Here is a 17387-nt window from a genome sequence, read left to right as displayed (position 1 = left end):
AATTTACTAGTATTTATCAATAGTGAATACAAATTTAATTAAGGCTAAAGAAAAGATTATTGATTAAGTATCTTTATAAGTGACAAAATTGCTCACAATAATAAGATAATTAATCTCCTTTACCACGGATTTTACGGGATAATCGTTTAAAACCATGAGTAAACTTTTTAATCGTCATAGCCCAAAAAGGCACCTTAATTATGATATTAAACCGTTCTTTTAATTCAATTGCATCATTGGCCTTAGTCAACCAAATAAACCCCGAATTAGTTAAATCAATGGCTTTGATTTTTCCTTCAGGCGTTAAAATAAAATTTCCACCATGCACATCATTAGAAACTAGATTATAACTGTGCAGCGTTTCTATGCACTCTTTTACTTGATCGCCATACTCTTTCATTTCATCCCATTTTAAAGAGCGACCTTCAATGAAGTTAAAAATCATATAATGGCGATTGGTTTTTTGATCAAAAGCAACCAAATAAAGTTCATAAGCAATATCACACTTATCAAGCGATATTCTTGCCAGCTTACGAATTAAATTAAAATAAAAATCACCAGTAATTTTGGCTATCAAACGACGCTCTAAACGATGCTCAACGCCACCATCAATTTTAAAAATAAATTTGTCTTGCTTATGATTGATTAGATAAGTATATCGTTCAATTTTATCGCTTGGATCCAGTAACTCATGATGCCCTTCTTCTGCCAAAAATTGGTCAAAAAGCTCTAAATAATTGATTTCGTCATTTTGCACGTAAGCGAATTTTAAATTGCCGCGTTGAACCTCAATAATTTTTGCAAAGTTATTCAAATTTATTATCCCAAAATACATCAAAAAATTTAGCTTATCTTAAACATTATCCGCGTTAAAGTAAATGGAACAGTAATAGGGACTCAGCGACATAGATTAATAACAACGATTTAGAATAATACATATTTGTTACTTAATAAAAAATGATATTATGGTGAAATTGTTTATTTATATTGCTGACATCTATGGCTAATAACGCTTCCCAATGGTTTTTATACATTATTAGAACAGCTAAACAATCACTTTATACTGGCATTACGACAGATATTACAAGGCGTTTTGAGCAACATAAAAATGGCAAAGGTTCTAAATATTTAAAAGCGCATCAAGATCTTAGCATTGTTTATCAAATTAGCGTGGGTGATAAATCCACAGCGCTAAAAATTGAGTATCGAATAAAACAGCTTTCTAAGCATAAAAAAGAGTGGTTGATTTTAAAGCAACCTAATTTTGAGCAGTTATTACAATCCCTTTCACTATAACGTAATAGAGTGTAATAAATTAAGTTTTCATAATATCAACCAAACTTTTTATTTAATTTTTAGCCTTATATCATTGGTGCTAATTGTAGTGGTGGTGATTTGATAGCAGTAATTTGCTGTTTAAATTCAGTTAATTGCTGGTGCCAAAAATCATCATCAGTGAACCATGGAAAGGCGATTGGAAAAGCAGGATCTTGCCAACGCGCTATAACCCATGCTAAATGGTGAATCATTCTCATTGCTCTCAAAGGCTCAATAAGTTTTAATTGATGGTTATCAAAATGATAAAACTCTTGATACATCTCAATTAGCATATCTAATTGCAGACGTTGCTGTTTATGATCGCCATGTAGTAACATCCATAGATCTTGGATTGCAGGTCCATTGCGTGAGTCATCAAAATCAACAAACATCGCATTATCACGCCATAAAATATTGCCAGCATGGCAATCAGCATGTAAACGAATAGGTTGCCAATCATTGTGCCAATATTGTTCAACAGCTTTAATTAATTGCGCTAAAATTATTTTAAGATCGGATTGAACTTTATTGGGAATAAAGCGACAAGATAGCAAAACCTCTTGTGGATGATAAAGATATTCCTCTAACCCGATAGTTGGGCGATATGAAAAAGATTGTTTTGCACCTATTTGATGAATACGCCCGAGCAACATAGCAACAGACTCCATCTGCTCAATATTATCCATTTCATATTGCCGTCCGCCCATGCTTGGAAATAGGGAAAATAGGTAACCGTGGTATTCATGTAGCGTCGTATTATTAAATGTTAATGGCGTAATAACAGGAATTTCCGCATCGAATAACTGCTGGGTAAACTGATGTTCTTCAAGAATCTGAGCTCGACTCCAGCGATGAGGACGATAAAATTTAACAACATAACGGGTGTGATCTTCATCATGAAATTGATAGACTCGGTTTTCATAACTATTTAAGGCGGTAAGTCCTGAATCAAGACGAATCCCGATGGACCCCAAACTATCAATAATCAGATCAGGCGATAACGAGTTATATGAAAAAGGGGTATTATCCATTAAACTGTTACCTTTACTGTTGGCTAAACCATTCATCTAATTTTTGTTTTAAAGGCTCTAATCCCATGCGCTTAGGCGAGGAAAATGGCGCAACGATAATATCCCCTTGAAAAGGCAAAATGGCTTCTTTAACCATGTTAACTTGTTTTTTTTGTGCTCCAGAAGCAAGTTTATCGGCCTTAGTAAGTAATAACATGACAGGAATATTAACTGAAACCGCCCATTGAATCATCTGTTGGTCTAAATCTTTTAACGGATGCCTTATATCCATTAGGACAACTAACCCTTTCAGACTTTCACGTTTTTGTAGATATTCCCCTAAAGATTTTTGCCATTTACGTTTTATGGCTTCGGGAACTTGTGCATAACCATAACCTGGCAGATCAACTAAACGGCAATTTTCTTCAACCTCAAAAAGATTAATTAACTGAGTTCTTCCCGGTGTTTTACTTGTTCTGGCTAGCGTTTTTTGATTGGTTAATGTGTTAAGTGCACTGGATTTACCCGCATTAGATCTGCCAGCAAATGCCACCTCAACACCACTATCACTTGGTAAATGAGAAATATCAGGCGCGCTTAAAATAAAATGAGTTTTTGCGTAATTTAATGGTCGAATTGTTGTCATAAAAAATACCTTTAAGCGCACAACGGCACTTAATTGATTAAAATGCCGTTACTGTATAGAAAAACTCAAGCATTGACAACTTTTTCGACTGCTTTTGTCAAACGTGCCATCCCTTCTTTTATCTCATCTTCGGATATAATCAGCGATGGGGTAAAACGTAACACATTTGAGCCTGCATTTAAAATCATCACTTTAAACTCGGCCGCAACATTTAACAAATCACGGGCTTTATTATGAAATTCAGGTTGTAACTCAACACCTAATAATAAGCCTTTACCTCGATATTCTCGGAACAATTTGAATTTATCATTGATTTGCTCAAGTTCTTTAATAAATAAAGCTCGTCGAATTTGCACGCCTTCAAGCACTTCAGGAGAATTGATAATATCAAATGCTTCACAGGCCACAGCGCAGGCCAAAGGGTTACCGCCATAAGTTGTACCATGTACGCCAGGATGCATAACAGAAGCAATTTCATTCGTTGTTAACATAGCACTAATTGGAAACCCACCACCTAATGCCTTAGCAGAGGTTAAAATATCAGGTTTTACATCATATTGCTGGTAAGTATATAAACGCCCTGTTCTCCCCATGCCACATTGAACCTCATCAAATACAAGTAGCGCTTGATATTCATCACACAGCTTGCGTACCCCTTGTAAAAATTCAGGTGTTGCTGAGGCTAAACCGCCTTCACCTTGTACGGGCTCTAAAACAACAGCACAAGTATGGTCATCCATTACAGCCTTAACAGCATCCAAATCATTAAAAGGCACATGAATAATATCAGCAGGTTTTGGACCAAAGCCATCAGAATATTTAGCTTGCCCGCCAACCGACACAGTAAAAAATGTACGTCCATGAAATGATTGATAAAAGGCAATAATCTTAGTTTTATAAGGATTGTATTTTTGTATTGCGTAATAACGCGCTAATTTAAACGCCGCTTCATTAGCTTCTGCGCCTGAATTTGCAAAAAAAACACGATCAGCAAATGTGTTATCAATCAGTTTTTGCGCCAACTTTAACGAGGGTTCATTAGTAAAAACATTACTCACATGCCATAGCTTTTCACTTTGCACTTGTAGCGCTTTGACGAGTCTAGGATGACAATGCCCCAGCGCATTTACAGCTATCCCCCCCGCAAAATCTATATATTCTTCACCATGCTGATCCCAAACGCGACTACCGAAACCTTTTACAGGGATAAAATTTGCTGGTGCATAAACAGGTAAAATAACTTTATCGAATAATTCACGGGTCATTTTTGGCTGCATGATTGAATCCTCATTTATTATTAAAGTAGTTTATGTCATTTTAAGTGAATTAATCGCGGTGTAAAGTAAATAATTATTCATTTATTTTATATTAATATTCATTTAATGGCGATTTTAATTTAAAACTTCTACAATTATTTTCTTCTTATCTACAATTATTTTCAGGTATAATCAGCCATCGTTTGCTAATTGTATTTAAAAGAGATAAAAATGAGTCGTGTTATTTATTGCCATTATTTAAAAAAAGAAGCAGAAGGTTTAGATTTCCAACTATACCCAGGAGAGCTTGGCAAACGTATTTTTAATGAAATATCCAAACAAGCATGGCAAGAATGGCTTAAAAAACAAACTATGCTAATTAACGAACATAAACTCAATATGATGAATTCTGAGCACCGCAAAAAAATTGAAGCAGAAATGGTTAAGTTTCTATTTGAAGGCGGAGAGATTCTGATTGATGGATATAAACCCCAAAATTGAGATACAAAATGAAAAAAAATAAAAAAATCATTGCGTTATTCATTATTACAAGCCTTTTAACTGGTTGCCCGAGCCGAAAATCGAATAATAATGATTATTACGCTAAAGATACTAATGCTTTCAATATTCTAATTAGCCAGTATGCCAATAACATTGAACAAATCTGGGGGCCAAAAGAAGTCCTTATTGCAGGTCCTAAAGACTATGTTCAATATGAAGATAATCTGCAAACACGTGTTCATATTAACTTTGTTTCGGGGGTGATCACAATCGAAACGCTGTCTGATTCACCAATAAATAATTTGAAAGAAGCGATAGTTTCAACATTACTGATGTCAGAGCCCGTCGATATTATTCGTCGTGATAAAATTAGCCGAGATTTATCCCAAGATCCATTTTTATACAATCAGGTATTAGATCAAGAGCACCAACCTATCCGTTGGAGTGGTAGAGCCAACAGCTTTGCTGATTATGTATTAGCGAATAATTTGAAACAGCGCAAATCAGGCTCACATCAAATTACTTATGTTGAAATTAAACTGGTTCCTAACCACATCAATCAACGAGCACGAAAATTTTTACCACTTGTCTCTGAAGCGTCTAATCGCCATTTGATTGATGAACGTTTGATTTTAGCTATTATGGAAGTTGAATCAGCATTTAACCCATATGCGGTTAGCCGCACTGATGCACTGGGACTCATGCAAGTACAACAACATACCGCTGGTCGTGATATTTTTAAATTACGTGGCAAATCAGGAGAGCCAAGTCGAAAATTCTTGCTCGATCCTCGTAATAACGTTGACATGGGAACGGCCTATTTATCCTTGCTAAAAACCAAATATCTAGCAGGAATTAATAACCCAACATCATTGCGATATGCCATGATTACATCCTATAACGGTGGGGCTGGTAGTGTATTGTCTACTTTTGATAAAGATCGCAACAAAGCTATCCGTATTATAAACTCAATGACACCACAACAAGTTTATCAAAAATTAGTCACTTCTCATGTTTCTCAAGAATCACGCAACTATCTGATCAAGGTCAGTAGGATTTTAGAAAACAGATAAACACAATAGCATTCCCTCTTTACACATAAACAATTTATACGTAAACAATAAAGAGGGAGGCTTAATGCTAAAAATACCAAACGTCCCCAAAACAAGGCATTTTAGATCTTAAAAACACTTCAGAAAAAGCATTGATTTTATTAAAGTTTTTATTTTTATAAAAATCAACATTTTTACCTAAAAGGCTAACGCTGCGCCTTATTCGGCGTTAGAATGTGCTATCGACTGAACAAGATGCAGTTTTTTTAGAAACAATTCAGTGCCGTTGTCTTAAAACTCAGCAACAGAGCTGAATAGCCATAAGCTATATTCTACAACCATACGCAACCGTGCTAAATTTCGCCATCTCCTGCTCAAATGTTATCATCAACCGTTAATTTTATTTGCAAACGGCAGCCGCTCCAAAGCAAAGCTATTGCAAAAAAACATGCCAAAACAGCAAAAAAAATAGTTAAAAAATAACGTAAAATCAGTTAATTACCATAAAAACAAAAAACTTCAATAAAATCAATTACTTTTCTGAACCATTTTTAAGCGGTTATGTTTATTTTTAAAATAACTAAGATTACGATACGGTTAATCACCGATAAACACTTCATATAAAAAAGATAATAATTTGATAGGTTGTTTTCGTTTTGCATCTTTGTCTATTTATCGGTATAGTGACACCATTTTTATTGCTTGGTTATAAATCATAAAGACAATTTCATGTCTATTTATCAAAAATTTGTTATTATTGTTATTGTTGGAATGTTACAAATTCATTATTTGTATGCGGACGATAATAAGCAACTGCAATCTTTACGCCACTCTATCGAGGAGCAAGAAAAGCGTTTAGCCCAGCAAAAAAAAGAACGGTCAAAGCTTGTCAATGCACTTAAAGAGCAAGAAACCGAAATAGCTAAACTGCTAACTTCTGTGGAAAAAAATGATTTATCATTGAGAAAGCTTGATCAAGAGATTAATAGTTTAGTTAAGCAAATTGAGCAATTAACGATAAAACAAAAACAGCAACGGAGCGTATTAGCCAAACAACTTGAGAGTGCTTTTAAACTAGGTAATATGACAGGGTTAGAACTGATTTTTTCCAGCGAGAAAAGTGAGCGTAATAATCGTATAATGACTTACTATGCTTATATTAATGAAGCAAGGCAACAGCAAATCCAAGCTCTTGAAAATACGCAAGCTCAATTGACTGAAAAGCGTGCACAGTTAGAAAAAAAGCAATCTTCGCATAAAACATTACAAAGTAAGCAGAAAGAACAACAAGCAAAACTTGAAAAAAATCGAGAAAATCGACAAAGTACGATAACCGATCTTGATTCAGCGATGCAAGTTAATCAACAAAAATTAATGGACTTGCGTAATAATGAAGCTAAGTTACAAGCTAAAATTGCCCAGGCAAAGCAAGAAAGCAAGCGCATAGCAGAAGAAGAAATAAAACAAGCAAAAAATATTGAAGAAAAACAAAAAAATAAAAGTTACATCCCTAATCCTGACGAGCAAGCTTTAATGGCGCGTGTTAGTGGTATAGGAAAACCTCAACACCAATTTAATTGGCCAGTTAGTGGTAGTGTTGCACACAAGTTTGGTGAGCGGCTACAAGGGGAATTGTATTGGAAAGGAATGGTGATTAATGCTAAAGATGGTACTCAAGTTAAAGCCATTGCTGATGGTCGAGTTATTTTAGCCAGTTGGCTACAAGGTTATGGTTTTGTTGTAGCACTTGAGCATGGTAAAGGTGATATGAGTTTATATGGTTATAATCAACGCATGTTAGTTGAGGTGGGCGATAGGATCCTCCATGGGCAAGCTATAGCGCTAGTAGGATCCAGTGGCGGTCAACGCACCCCAGCGTTATATTTTGAAATTCGCCGTGATGGTAAGGCGCTTGATCCAAGTGGATGGTTAAAATAGTGCGTTGTTTTATAACTATTTTTATTATGATTGTCTTTGCGCTAAATACACACTCTGTTTGGGCGGCTAAGCTTGCGCTTGTTATTGATGATTTTGGTTATCGTCAGCATAATGAAGAGCAAGTTATTAGGCTTTCGCCTAATATCACTGTTGCTGTGTTACCTAACTCACCAAATGCTGCGCGTATAGCTAATATTGCTCACCAACATGGTAATGATGTAATAATTCATTTACCTATGGCACCACTTAGCAAACAGCGACTAGAAAAAGACACTTTATTTCCATCAATGGACGAAACGCAAATAAGTCGGATTGTAAATAATGCAATTGAGCGTGTGCCACATGCTATTGGTTTTAATAACCATATGGGCAGTTTGATGACAGCAGATCTTAACGGAATGACTAATGTGATGAAGGCATTAAGCGCGCATCCAATGTTTTTTTTAGATAGCAAAACAATTGGCCGAACACAAATAAAAAAGGCTGCTAGTTATTATGATGTTCCAGTGCTAGCGCGTGATGTATTTTTAGATGATGAACAAACTGAGCGAGCAATTAGCCGGCAATTTGATTTAGCCGTCAAATTAGCGCGTAAAAAAGGCGTTGCTATTGTTATTGGGCACCCACATCCACAAACGATTAATGTATTAAAAGCAAAACTTGCTAAGTTACCTGCGGATATTGAATTAGTTAAAGTTGGTAAATTAGTTACATCATCGCCTAATGCAACGCATTATCCAGCTAAATACCAAAGAATATTGAAAAATATTGCGGATAAATGCCAGAATATTATTGATAAATGCAAAGAACGATTTGAAGAATTATCAACCCATGCTACCGAGAATGAATAATCACGGTTTCTTTTCTAACGTTCGATGGCGAATTTGTACTTGTTTATTTTGTGCCTTAAAAAATTCAGCTAATTGTTCAACAATAAAGACCGAACGGTGTTGCCCTCCTGTACAGCCAATAGCAATGGTTAGATAACTGCGGTTATTTTTTTCTAACAGCGGTAGCCATTGATTTAAGTAATTAGCAGTTTGAGAGATGAAATTTGAGACTTCTTCATACCTTAATAAATAGTCTTTAACAGGTTTGTCTAATCCTGTTAGTGGACGCAAACTAACTTCCCAATGAGGGTTAGGTAAAAACCTAACATCAAACACAAAATCCGCATCAACAGGTAAACCATGTTTGAAGCCAAATGATTCAAAAATGATCGTTAATTCTCGTTCTTTTTTACCTAAAATACGCGATCTTAATATATCAGATAGTTCATGAACCGAAAGATTATCGGTATTAATAACTAGGCTTGCATGCGATTTTAACGGCTCTAGATATTTTTCTTCTAAATCGATGGCTTCTTCAAGAGAATATTGTTGATTAGTTAATGGGTGCGTACGTCGAGTTTCGCTATAGCGCCGAATTAAGGTATTTGGGCTACAATCAAAAAAAATAATTTCGGGTGTAACTGATGCGGGTAAGCGTTGAAAGATATCACTATTAAAATCAAATTGTTCAGGTAAATTTCGGATATCAATGCTAACAGCAACAGGGGTATTATTGTCTTTTAGTGAATTGGCTAATTGAGGTAATAAAACAACGGGGATATTATCAACACAATAAAATCCCATATCTTCAAGCGCTCGCAAGGCAACGGATTTGCCAGAACCAGAGCGACCACTTACTATCAGTAAAATCACAATATTAACTCCGATATCATTGATGCATTAAGTATATACTGTTTACTTATTAATATGCAATTTTGAGTATACATAATATAGTGAATAATTAATATTCAGTTTTAATTTTACTAATCAATTGTTTTAGTGCTTGACCTCGGTGCGATATTTGGCTTTTCTGTTCTTTGGTTAGTTGTGCCGCTGTACAACCCAATTCAGGCACATAAAAAAGCGGATCGTAACCAAATCCACCGTCGCCTTGTGCTTCAGTTAAGATTAAACCATGCCATTTTCCTAAGCAGATAATTGGTGTTGGATCATTTTCGTGGCGCATAAACACCAGTGCACAATAAAAGTAGGCAGTACGTTTTTCTTTGGGAACATTGTTTAATGCATCCAATAATTTTTGATTATTGCTTTGATCATTACCGTGTTCACCAGCATAACGCGCAGAATAAATTCCTGGTTGACCGCCAAGAGCATCTACCGATAAGCCAGAGTCATCAGCAATGGCCGGCAGTCCTGTTAATTTAGCGGTATGCCGTGCTTTTAAAATAGCATTTTCAATAAATGTTAAACCTGTTTCGTTAGCATCAGGTACATTAAATTGGCTTTGTGCAACAATATCAAAACCGGCATCAGCGAGTAACCGTTGCAATTCATTGACCTTGCCTTGATTATTAGTTGCTAACACAATTTTTTGCATTTTGACTTCCTTTATATTACTTGTTTATTCATTATTGACTTAAGCTAGTTGCAGCCCACGCTGGCTAATTTTATGTTGAATTTTCAAAAATCAGGTTCGCAACTAAATGTCATACTTTCACCTGTTTTAGGGTGATTAATCGTCAACAATTGAGCATGTAATAGTAGCCTTTTTGACATCGCAAAAGCATCAGGATGAGCATAGAATTTATCACCTAAAATGGGATGGCCGATGGCTTGCATGTGAACACGTAATTGGTGCGATCTGCCTGTAAATGGGAATAATTTTATGCGAGTTGTGTTGTCTGGATTTCTGGCTATCACTTGATATTCAGTTAACGCAGGTTTGCCATTTTCTAAATCAACCATTTGCCTTGGACGATTAGGCCAATCACAAATTAATGGTAACTCAACACGACCAACATCTTGCTCAAGATGTCCATGTACGACCGCGATATAAATTTTTTTAGGGATACGTTCTCGAAACTGTTTTTTTATTTCGCGATCAGCTAATTTTGACAGTGCAGCAACCATGATACCGCTGGTTGCCATATCAAGCCGGTGAACGGATTCGACATAGCTATATTTTTGTTGTAAACGATGAATAATGCTATCAATAAATTGTGGTTTATTGCCTGAAACTGACAAAATACCGGGTTGTTTATTGACAACCACGATATGGTCATCTTGATATAAAATGGACAGCCAAGGTTCGATAGGCGGGTGATATTCTAAAAGCATTTATATGTGACAATTCGTAAAATAAAATTGCCACACATTCTAACAAACTCAACAAAAAGTGCCAGTTTTATAAATAAAGTTACTTATTCCAAATTGAACCTTTTGGCGATGGAAATATCTGTGAAATTAATACAGCTAAACCAAAAATCAGGTAACAAGCAAAAATAATAATCATCCATTGTGACATTTCAATAGTTAAAAATGTCCAAATTTTATCGGCACAAGAGCCATAAGCTTTAAACATGCTAGGAAACAACGAGTCTAAGGGAAACCACGAAGGGAATTGAGCGTTAATTGAACAAGTATCACTTAAATTAGGTTCAAATTGTAAATGGGCATGAAATGTTGCTAGCAAAAAGCCTTTATAGGCGCTAACCATCCAAATTAAAATACCGATTAATCGAACAATAATGTTACGAGGAGCAATGAGCCCAACAATGCTAGCTAGCATAATGCCCAAAATAGCACAACGTTGGTAAATACAGAGTGTACAAGGTGCAAGCCCTAAGCTATGTTGAAAATAAAGTGCGGTTATTTCAAAAGCAAGCGTGGAAAAGAACAATAAGAACCAAGCAAATCTACCTTTTGAGTATTGATTAAGCAGTGATAACATACTATTTTATTCCTCCATATTCCGTTATAATCTTTCTTCTTTAATTATACTGAATATAATCTATCTTATTTTTTAATTACGATAGTGTAGTTTATTTTTTTATAATGTAAACGACTTTATTTATTGATAGCGGATTAATCATTTTCTATGGACTCAACAGTTCCACAAACAAAATTACAAGTCTCATTTGTTACTATTTCAGAAGAAAATGCGACACAGCGTATTGATAATTTTTTAATCACCTATTTAAAAGGTGTGCCAAAAAGTATGATTTATCGCATTTTAAGAAAAGGTGAAGTGCGTGTTAATAAAAAACGGATCAAACCTGAATATAAATTAAATATTGGCGATGAAATTCGTATCCCACCGGTTCGAATGACAGAAAAAGCCATGCCAGAAATTTCAACCAAGCTAAATAAAGTCGCCGATTTAGAAAAAGCGATTATCTATGAAGATGATGTCTTATTGGCGATTAACAAACCATCCGGTATTGCCGTACATGGTGGCAGTGGTTTAAGTTTTGGGGTAATTGAAGCATTACGAGCTTTAAGACCTGAAGCAAAGTTTTTAGAACTAGTGCATCGCATTGATCGCGAAACTTCAGGGGTGCTATTAATTGCTAAAAAACGTTCCGCATTAAAATCCTTACACGAACAATTACGCCTTAAACAAATGCAGAAAAACTATTTAGCTTTGGTTAAAGGTAATTGGCCTTCTGACTGCAAAGTCATACAAGCGCCATTGCTCAAAAATGTGTTAAAAAGCGGTGAGCGAGTCGTGAAAGTCGATAAAGACGGTAAGCCATCAGAAACACGTTTTAAAGTTGAAGAGCGGTTTGATTTTGCAACTTTAATAAAAGCAAGCCCCGTTACTGGGCGAACACATCAAATCCGCATTCATACACAATATGCTAACCATCCAATTGCTTTTGATGACCGCTATGGCGATAGACAATTTGATGCATTGTTAGCAGGAACAAAGCTTAATCGATTATTTTTACATGCAGCAAGTGTTAAATTTATTCATCCTAAAAGCTTACAAGAAATGCTATTAAATGCACCAATGGATGATACTTTACAGGCTTGTTTAGTCTATCTTAGAAAAGATAAATATAAGCGAACCGATTCTTAAAATAAACAAGGTAGTAAGTGCGAATGAAAGATATTAATTTATACTTAATTAGACATGGCCAAACGGAATGGAACATTAAAGATCAGATGCAAGGATCTCAAAATTCACCGTTAACCGAACAAGGCATTTTGGGTGCTAAAATAACAGGACAATATTTAAAAGATATTCCTTTTATGCAAGCGTACTCAAGCACACAACAACGTGCGATGGAAACACGCGATTATATTGTTAAAGAAAATAATCTTACTATTCCCACTTTTGAGCTTGCCGATCTACGTGAAATGGATTTTGGCATTTGGGAAGGTAAACATGTCCCTCTGTTGAAAAAGACGTTTCCTGAATTTACGACTTATTTAACTGATCCAGCTAATTTCGACGCTTCAGTTAATCAAGGTGAAAATTATCTTGATATACTAACGCGTATGAAGCAAGGATTAAACACCATTGTTCAAAGCGCGACTCAAGATACGGGTAATATTTTGGTTGTGTCACATGGGACAGTATTACGAATTTTACTTTGTGTGTTAAATGGTGGCGATTGGCGTTTACATCGTGATGAAAATTATTTTCCTCGAATGCTAAATACTAGCATTAGCTTGGTTAATTATAAACAAAGCCATGAGCATCCTGAAGGGGCATTTACGGTAAAATTCTTCAATAATGTAGATCATTTGTCTTAAAAAATAACCTGATTTATCATTTTCTCGACTAATATTATTACAAAAATTAGTCGAGATATGATCATTAAAGCTTGTTATCGTTTATAAACAGCATAACGTTTTTGCAACTGTTTTAATTGATTAATTCTTGCATCGATTTTAGAAATCATTGTTTGATTGCCTTTGGTTTGATTTTTCGCATTTTGTAGTAATTGTATTGATTGTTGGAATTGACCTTCTAATGCAAGTAACTCTGCTTTAGCACTCATTTCTTGAGCCCTTGAACGTGATCCACCATAAGCTGTAACAAGTAAATCCCAACCATTGGTATCATCATTATGGTCAAAAGTGTAACGATGCAATAAAGTGACAGCTTGTTGATAATTTCTATTTTTTATATATGCATTAGCAAGATTCAATTGCAAAGCTGAGCTGTCTGGGGCTTTTTTTAATGCGGCTTGTAAGCGAGTAATGGCTGCATCGTTATTGTTGAGCGCCAAATCAATATCAGTCATTAAATCAATATACCAAATATTATTTGGATCGCGGTCTAATAAGGGTTGTAACTGCTGTTTTGCTTTTTGGTTATTACCACTCAAGTTGTCAGCTAATGCGTTACCATAAATAACAGCTGTTTTAGTTTGTTCGTTATTGATCTTTTTGTAATCTTCAAGTAATCGTTTAGCAGCATTTTTATTTTTAGTTATTAAGATTGCTAATCGCGCTTTTGCTAAATAATAATTTAATGATGGCGATACACTTTTTTTACTGTATTGCATTGAGCGATTGCGAATATCCGTTAATCGACTATTGGGTAATGGGTGAGTAAGTAATATTTCAGGCGCTTTACTACTAAAACGGCTTTGATCAGCCAGCTTTTGTAAAAACTCCGATGAAGCATAAGGATCAAATCCTGCTTTGGCAAGCGTTCTTAAACCGACACGATCAGCTTCTTGCTCATTACTTTGTGTAAAACTAATCATATTTTGAGTTGAGCCTGCCATGGTGCTTGTCATCGCGGCCATGCCAGCTTCCGGATTCGCTAATGTTAGCAATAAAGAGCCTAACGTTGCCCCCCAAACATAAGGACTATTTCGACTTTGATTTTCCATCGCTCTGGCTAAATGCCGTTGGGTGACATGACCAATTTCATGAGCCATTACTGACGCTAGTTGGCTTTCATTATCAGTATCTAATATTAATCGTGAGTGAATAACAACATTTCCCCCAAAAAAGGCAAATGCATTTAGCACATCACTTTTCATAATATAAAAATGGAAAGGCGTTTTTACTGATTCTGATTTAGAGACTAATTTCTTACCTAAATCATTAATATATTGGCTTAAAACAGGGTCGTTTATAATTGGAGCATCGGCTCGCAACATTCGCATATAATAATCGCCCATTTCCATTTCTTGGCCAATACTTAATGTTGTAGCAGCAGCGGTACCTATATCGGGTAGGTTAATATTATCAGCATAAACAATGGACGTGCTTTGTAATAATAACGAGGTAGATAGTGCAAATGCGATGGCTTTTTTTAACATTATTTCAACCCATTGATGTAAGATTTTTATTGATTTATTTTAGCCGAAAAAAAGAACAATATCACTTTGAATTTATACTCAACATTTTCTTTGTTAAGTATTTGTGGATGTTTATTTTTGAAAATTAAAAGTAGTTTTGTAAAAAAATCACCTTACGCTAGTCGTTAATTAGTATTGGCTTTATGGCAGCTAAATAATAACAATACAACAGTAATAAGCTAATTACTGTTGTATTGAGGGTAATGATTCCCAATTTTATTATGTTTTATAACTAGTTATCAAGTTATCTTAATGTTAAGCTAGCTTGCAACGAGTTTTGATAAATTCAATAATATTATCAACTTTTACCATTTCTTTATCGCCACCAGCACGGTGTTTATATTCCACTTCGCCATTATCAAGATTACGCTCACCAATGACAATGGTATGAGGTATACCGATCAATTCAGCATCAGCAAACATAACACCAGGACGTTCTTTACGATCATCAAAAAGCACTTCAATGCCAGCGGCTTGCAAATCTGCGTAAAGCTTTTCGGCTGTCGCTTGCACTTTTTCTGATTTGTGCATATTCATTGGAATGATCACAACACTAAATGGCGCAATAGCTTCTGGCCAAATAATACCTCGATCATCATGGCATTGTTCAATAGCTGCCGCTACAATACGACTAACCCCAATACCATAGCATCCCATAATCATCACATGGTTTTGCCCATCTTCGCCTTGCACTGTCGCTTTCATAGCTTGTGAATATTTTGTGCCAAGTTGGAATATATGCCCAACTTCAATGCCACGTTTGATTTGTAATGTACCTTTGCCATCAGGACTCATATCGCCTTCAACCACATTACGGATATCTTCAATACGTGGTAGGGAAACATCACGCTCCCAATTAATGTTAAAATAGTGTTTGTGATCAATATTAGCGCCTGCGCCAAAATCGCTCATAACAGCAACATCACGATCGATAATAATTGGCATGTTTAAATTAATTGGACCTAATGAACCAGGACCGGCGTTAACTAAAGCACGAATTTCTTCTTCGGTTGCAAATTCAAGGGGTGAAGCAACGATATCAATTTTTTCCGCTTTGATTTCGTTTAAAGTATGATCGCCTCGAACTAATAATGCCACTAACTGATGACCGCTTTCTTTAGTTGCTTTTACCATTAGGGTTTTTACCGTTTTTTCAATTGGCAAATTAAACTGCTGAACTAATTCATCAATCGTTTTTGCATTGGGAGTATCAACTAGTTCCATCGCTTTAGTTGGCTCTGCACGTTGTTGTGTTGGTGCTAAAGCTTGCGCCATTTCAATATTAGCGGCATAATCTGACTCTGTTGAGAAAACAATATCATCTTCCCCACTATCCGCTAGCACTTGGAATTCATGAGACCAATTACCACCAATCGATCCAGTATCAGCACGTACTGCTCTAAAGTTTAAGCCTGCGCGTGTAAAAATAGCGCTATAGGCTTTATACATATCATCATAAGTTTCTTGTAATGATTCTTGTGAAGTATGGAAAGAATAAGCATCTTTCATAATAAATTCACGCGAACGCATCACCCCAAAGCGAGGACGAACTTCGTCACGGAATTTAGTTTGAATTTGATACACATTAAGAGGTAATTGTTTATATGAGCTAACTTCATTACGCAGTAAATCAGTAATCACTTCTTCATGAGTGGGACCTAATACAAAGTCACGGTCGCCACGATCTTTGATTCGTAATAGCTCAGGTCCATATTGTTCCCAACGACCGCTTTCTTGCCAAATATCAGCAGGCTGTACAACTGGCATTAATACTTCTATTGCGCCAGCTTTATTCATCTCTTCACGGACAATATTTTCTACTTTTTTAAGTACACGGTAACCAGTGGGAAGCCAAGTATATAACCCTGCGGCAACTTTACGGATCATACCGGCACGTAACATTAATTGATGGCTAATGACTTCTGCATCAGCAGGGGTTTCTTTTAACGTAGAAAGAAGATATTTACTGGTTCGCATACATTTATCCTAAAAAATAATTGATGTATTAAATATAATAAAAATGTAGGCTAGTTTAGCAGTACCTTGCATAACACTAAAGTAATTTATTGGCAATTATTGATAGTCAAAAACATTTATAATAAATTAGCCAATATAAACAATACAATAAAATCAATATGAAGAAATTAAATTTATCGCACTTCGTTACCGCCGTTTTTGTAATTTTGGTACTATACCAACCAATTAAATTGATTACCTATTATTTAGTTGATTTTAGTTATGACAAAATAATGGAATATATGTGGATTTATGATGACATGTGCTATTACTCTGGTGAATCAGATAGTGGTGAGTATGATTACAGTAAAGATTGTTCTATTTGCAATCAAATAAGCCCATATAAAAACAATGACATGTATATCCAAAAAGAAGGTAATGGCTATATTGTTGGCCGTGATATGATGAAAAAAATTTATTTGAAGAAAAAACCTGATTATATTTCTTTTGAGCGATTTACAGGAGGTGAGCTGTATGTAAAGGATCTAGAAACAGGTATAACATGTACTTTTTATTCATACGAATAATTTAATA

At 35.4% G+C, this 17387-nt stretch carries 18 protein-coding genes; 8 read left to right on the top strand and 10 right to left on the bottom strand.

Features of this window, described 5'->3' with window-relative positions; all coding sequences use genetic code 11:
* Window positions 1-109: 109 nt before the first annotated feature.
* Entirely contained in the window at window positions 110-814 is a 705-nt protein-coding gene (locus A9G45_RS05350) for a lipopolysaccharide core heptose(II) kinase RfaY (protein ID WP_176701607.1), read from the bottom strand.
* 185 nt (window positions 815-999) lie between these two features.
* Here A9G45_RS05350 and A9G45_RS05345 point away from each other — a divergent pair, with 185 nt between their 5' ends.
* The gene (locus A9G45_RS05345; RefSeq protein ID WP_065566541.1) at window positions 1000-1296 is read left to right on the top strand and encodes a GIY-YIG nuclease family protein; all 297 of its coding nucleotides are present in this window, start codon (window positions 1000-1002) and stop codon (window positions 1294-1296) included.
* A 65-nt stretch (window positions 1297-1361) separates the two neighbouring features.
* Here the strand turns inward: A9G45_RS05345 and A9G45_RS05340 are convergent, their stop codons facing one another.
* The 3 genes from A9G45_RS05340 to A9G45_RS05330 form a co-directional block, all read right to left on the bottom strand.
* On the bottom strand, window positions 1362-2348 hold the full coding sequence (locus tag A9G45_RS05340) for a serine/threonine protein kinase (protein ID WP_065566562.1): 987 nt from the start codon (window positions 2346-2348) through the stop codon (window positions 1362-1364).
* A 13-nt stretch (window positions 2349-2361) separates the two neighbouring features.
* Window positions 2362-2973, bottom strand: coding sequence for a ribosome biogenesis GTP-binding protein YihA/YsxC (gene yihA / locus A9G45_RS05335; RefSeq protein WP_065566540.1), 612 nt, complete (start codon window positions 2971-2973; stop codon window positions 2362-2364).
* A gap of 65 nt (window positions 2974-3038) precedes the next feature.
* Window positions 3039-4250 carry an aspartate aminotransferase family protein gene (locus tag A9G45_RS05330; RefSeq protein WP_065566539.1) on the bottom strand — a complete coding sequence of 404 codons (1212 nt, stop codon included), beginning with the start codon at window positions 4248-4250 and terminating at the stop codon, window positions 3039-3041.
* 210 nt (window positions 4251-4460) lie between these two features.
* On the opposite strand from A9G45_RS05330, the gene A9G45_RS05325 reads away from it, so the two are divergent.
* The 4 genes from A9G45_RS05325 (at window position 4461) to A9G45_RS05310 (ending at window position 8571) form a co-directional block, all read left to right on the top strand.
* Complete coding sequence (locus A9G45_RS05325) at window positions 4461-4730, top strand: oxidative damage protection protein (RefSeq protein ID WP_065566538.1); 270 nt, start codon at window positions 4461-4463, stop codon at window positions 4728-4730.
* 8 nt (window positions 4731-4738) lie between these two features.
* Entirely contained in the window at window positions 4739-5803 is a 1065-nt protein-coding gene (mltC, locus tag A9G45_RS05320; protein WP_065566537.1) for a membrane-bound lytic murein transglycosylase MltC, read from the top strand.
* A gap of 708 nt (window positions 5804-6511) precedes the next feature.
* Window positions 6512-7720: a murein hydrolase activator EnvC gene (gene envC / locus A9G45_RS05315; protein WP_065566536.1), complete on the top strand. Its 1209-nt coding sequence runs from the start codon at window positions 6512-6514 to the stop codon at window positions 7718-7720.
* Window positions 7720-8571 carry a divergent polysaccharide deacetylase family protein gene (locus tag A9G45_RS05310; protein WP_176701606.1) on the top strand — a complete coding sequence of 284 codons (852 nt, stop codon included), beginning with the start codon at window positions 7720-7722 and terminating at the stop codon, window positions 8569-8571. Before envC ends, A9G45_RS05310 begins: the two co-directional genes overlap by 1 nt.
* Here the strand turns inward: A9G45_RS05310 and rapZ are convergent, their stop codons facing one another.
* The 4 genes from rapZ to dsbB all read right to left on the bottom strand — a co-directional run bounded on the left by rapZ (window position 8572) and on the right by dsbB (window position 11461).
* On the bottom strand, window positions 8572-9423 hold the full coding sequence (gene rapZ, locus A9G45_RS05305; protein ID WP_065566534.1) for an RNase adapter RapZ: 852 nt from the start codon (window positions 9421-9423) through the stop codon (window positions 8572-8574). It lies immediately after the preceding gene.
* Window positions 9424-9511: 88 nt separating this feature from the next.
* Complete coding sequence (locus tag A9G45_RS05300; RefSeq protein ID WP_065566533.1) at window positions 9512-10108, bottom strand: XTP/dITP diphosphatase; 597 nt, start codon at window positions 10106-10108, stop codon at window positions 9512-9514.
* 83 nt (window positions 10109-10191) lie between these two features.
* The gene (gene rluA / locus A9G45_RS05295) at window positions 10192-10848 is read right to left on the bottom strand and encodes a bifunctional tRNA pseudouridine(32) synthase/23S rRNA pseudouridine(746) synthase RluA (protein WP_065566532.1); all 657 of its coding nucleotides are present in this window, start codon (window positions 10846-10848) and stop codon (window positions 10192-10194) included.
* Between the two features lie 79 nt (window positions 10849-10927).
* Complete coding sequence (gene dsbB, locus A9G45_RS05290; protein ID WP_065566531.1) at window positions 10928-11461, bottom strand: disulfide bond formation protein DsbB; 534 nt, start codon at window positions 11459-11461, stop codon at window positions 10928-10930.
* Window positions 11462-11608: 147 nt separating this feature from the next.
* Here dsbB and rluC point away from each other — a divergent pair, with 147 nt between their 5' ends.
* Both rluC and A9G45_RS05280 read left to right on the top strand, forming a co-directional pair.
* Window positions 11609-12592: a 23S rRNA pseudouridine(955/2504/2580) synthase RluC gene (rluC, locus tag A9G45_RS05285; protein WP_065566530.1), complete on the top strand. Its 984-nt coding sequence runs from the start codon at window positions 11609-11611 to the stop codon at window positions 12590-12592.
* A 23-nt stretch (window positions 12593-12615) separates the two neighbouring features.
* A complete protein-coding gene (locus A9G45_RS05280; RefSeq protein WP_065566529.1) occupies window positions 12616-13272 on the top strand; it encodes a histidine phosphatase family protein in 657 nt (218 codons plus the stop codon).
* A gap of 74 nt (window positions 13273-13346) precedes the next feature.
* On the opposite strand, the gene A9G45_RS05275 is transcribed toward A9G45_RS05280, so the two are convergent.
* Window positions 13347-14798, bottom strand: a complete 1452-nt coding sequence (locus A9G45_RS05275) for a beta-barrel assembly-enhancing protease (protein WP_065566528.1) — start codon at window positions 14796-14798, stop codon at window positions 13347-13349.
* 294 nt (window positions 14799-15092) lie between these two features.
* Window positions 15093-16814 (bottom strand): proline--tRNA ligase, encoded by a 1722-nt coding sequence (proS, locus tag A9G45_RS05270; RefSeq protein ID WP_065566527.1) that lies wholly within the window; start codon window positions 16812-16814, stop codon window positions 15093-15095.
* A gap of 158 nt (window positions 16815-16972) precedes the next feature.
* On the opposite strand from proS, the gene A9G45_RS05265 reads away from it, so the two are divergent.
* Window positions 16973-17380: a hypothetical protein gene (locus tag A9G45_RS05265; RefSeq protein WP_065566526.1), complete on the top strand. Its 408-nt coding sequence runs from the start codon at window positions 16973-16975 to the stop codon at window positions 17378-17380.
* The last annotated feature ends 7 nt before the right edge of the window (window positions 17381-17387 follow it).

The organism is Gilliamella sp. HK2 (genome assembly GCF_001690265.1).
GTDB classification, from domain to species: domain Bacteria; phylum Pseudomonadota; class Gammaproteobacteria; order Enterobacterales; family Orbaceae; genus Gilliamella; species Gilliamella apicola_C.
This window is presented reverse-complemented; position numbering and strand designations above follow the sequence as displayed.

What these genes read in the sequence shown, in the direction of transcription:
- A9G45_RS05345 (WP_065566541.1), top strand. Translation starts at nt 1,000, where the DNA reads ATGGCTAATAACGCTTCCCAATGGTTTTTATACATTATTAGAACAGCT.
- rluC (WP_065566530.1), top strand. Translation starts at nt 11,609, where the DNA reads ATGGACTCAACAGTTCCACAAACAAAATTACAAGTCTCATTTGTTACT.
- dsbB (WP_065566531.1), bottom strand. Translation starts at nt 11,461, where the DNA reads ATGTTATCACTGCTTAATCAATACTCAAAAGGTAGATTTGCTTGGTTC.
- proS (WP_065566527.1), bottom strand. Translation starts at nt 16,814, where the DNA reads ATGCGAACCAGTAAATATCTTCTTTCTACGTTAAAAGAAACCCCTGCT.
- rluA (WP_065566532.1), bottom strand. Translation starts at nt 10,848, where the DNA reads ATGCTTTTAGAATATCACCCGCCTATCGAACCTTGGCTGTCCATTTTA.
- A9G45_RS05275 (WP_065566528.1), bottom strand. Translation starts at nt 14,798, where the DNA reads ATGTTAAAAAAAGCCATCGCATTTGCACTATCTACCTCGTTATTATTA.
- A9G45_RS05280 (WP_065566529.1), top strand. Translation starts at nt 12,616, where the DNA reads ATGAAAGATATTAATTTATACTTAATTAGACATGGCCAAACGGAATGG.
- envC (WP_065566536.1), top strand. Translation starts at nt 6,512, where the DNA reads ATGTCTATTTATCAAAAATTTGTTATTATTGTTATTGTTGGAATGTTA.
- A9G45_RS05330 (WP_065566539.1), bottom strand. Translation starts at nt 4,250, where the DNA reads ATGCAGCCAAAAATGACCCGTGAATTATTCGATAAAGTTATTTTACCT.
- A9G45_RS05265 (WP_065566526.1), top strand. Translation starts at nt 16,973, where the DNA reads ATGAAGAAATTAAATTTATCGCACTTCGTTACCGCCGTTTTTGTAATT.
- A9G45_RS05300 (WP_065566533.1), bottom strand. Translation starts at nt 10,108, where the DNA reads ATGCAAAAAATTGTGTTAGCAACTAATAATCAAGGCAAGGTCAATGAA.
- mltC (WP_065566537.1), top strand. Translation starts at nt 4,739, where the DNA reads ATGAAAAAAAATAAAAAAATCATTGCGTTATTCATTATTACAAGCCTT.
- yihA (WP_065566540.1), bottom strand. Translation starts at nt 2,973, where the DNA reads ATGACAACAATTCGACCATTAAATTACGCAAAAACTCATTTTATTTTA.
- A9G45_RS05340 (WP_065566562.1), bottom strand. Translation starts at nt 2,348, where the DNA reads ATGGATAATACCCCTTTTTCATATAACTCGTTATCGCCTGATCTGATT.
- A9G45_RS05325 (WP_065566538.1), top strand. Translation starts at nt 4,461, where the DNA reads ATGAGTCGTGTTATTTATTGCCATTATTTAAAAAAAGAAGCAGAAGGT.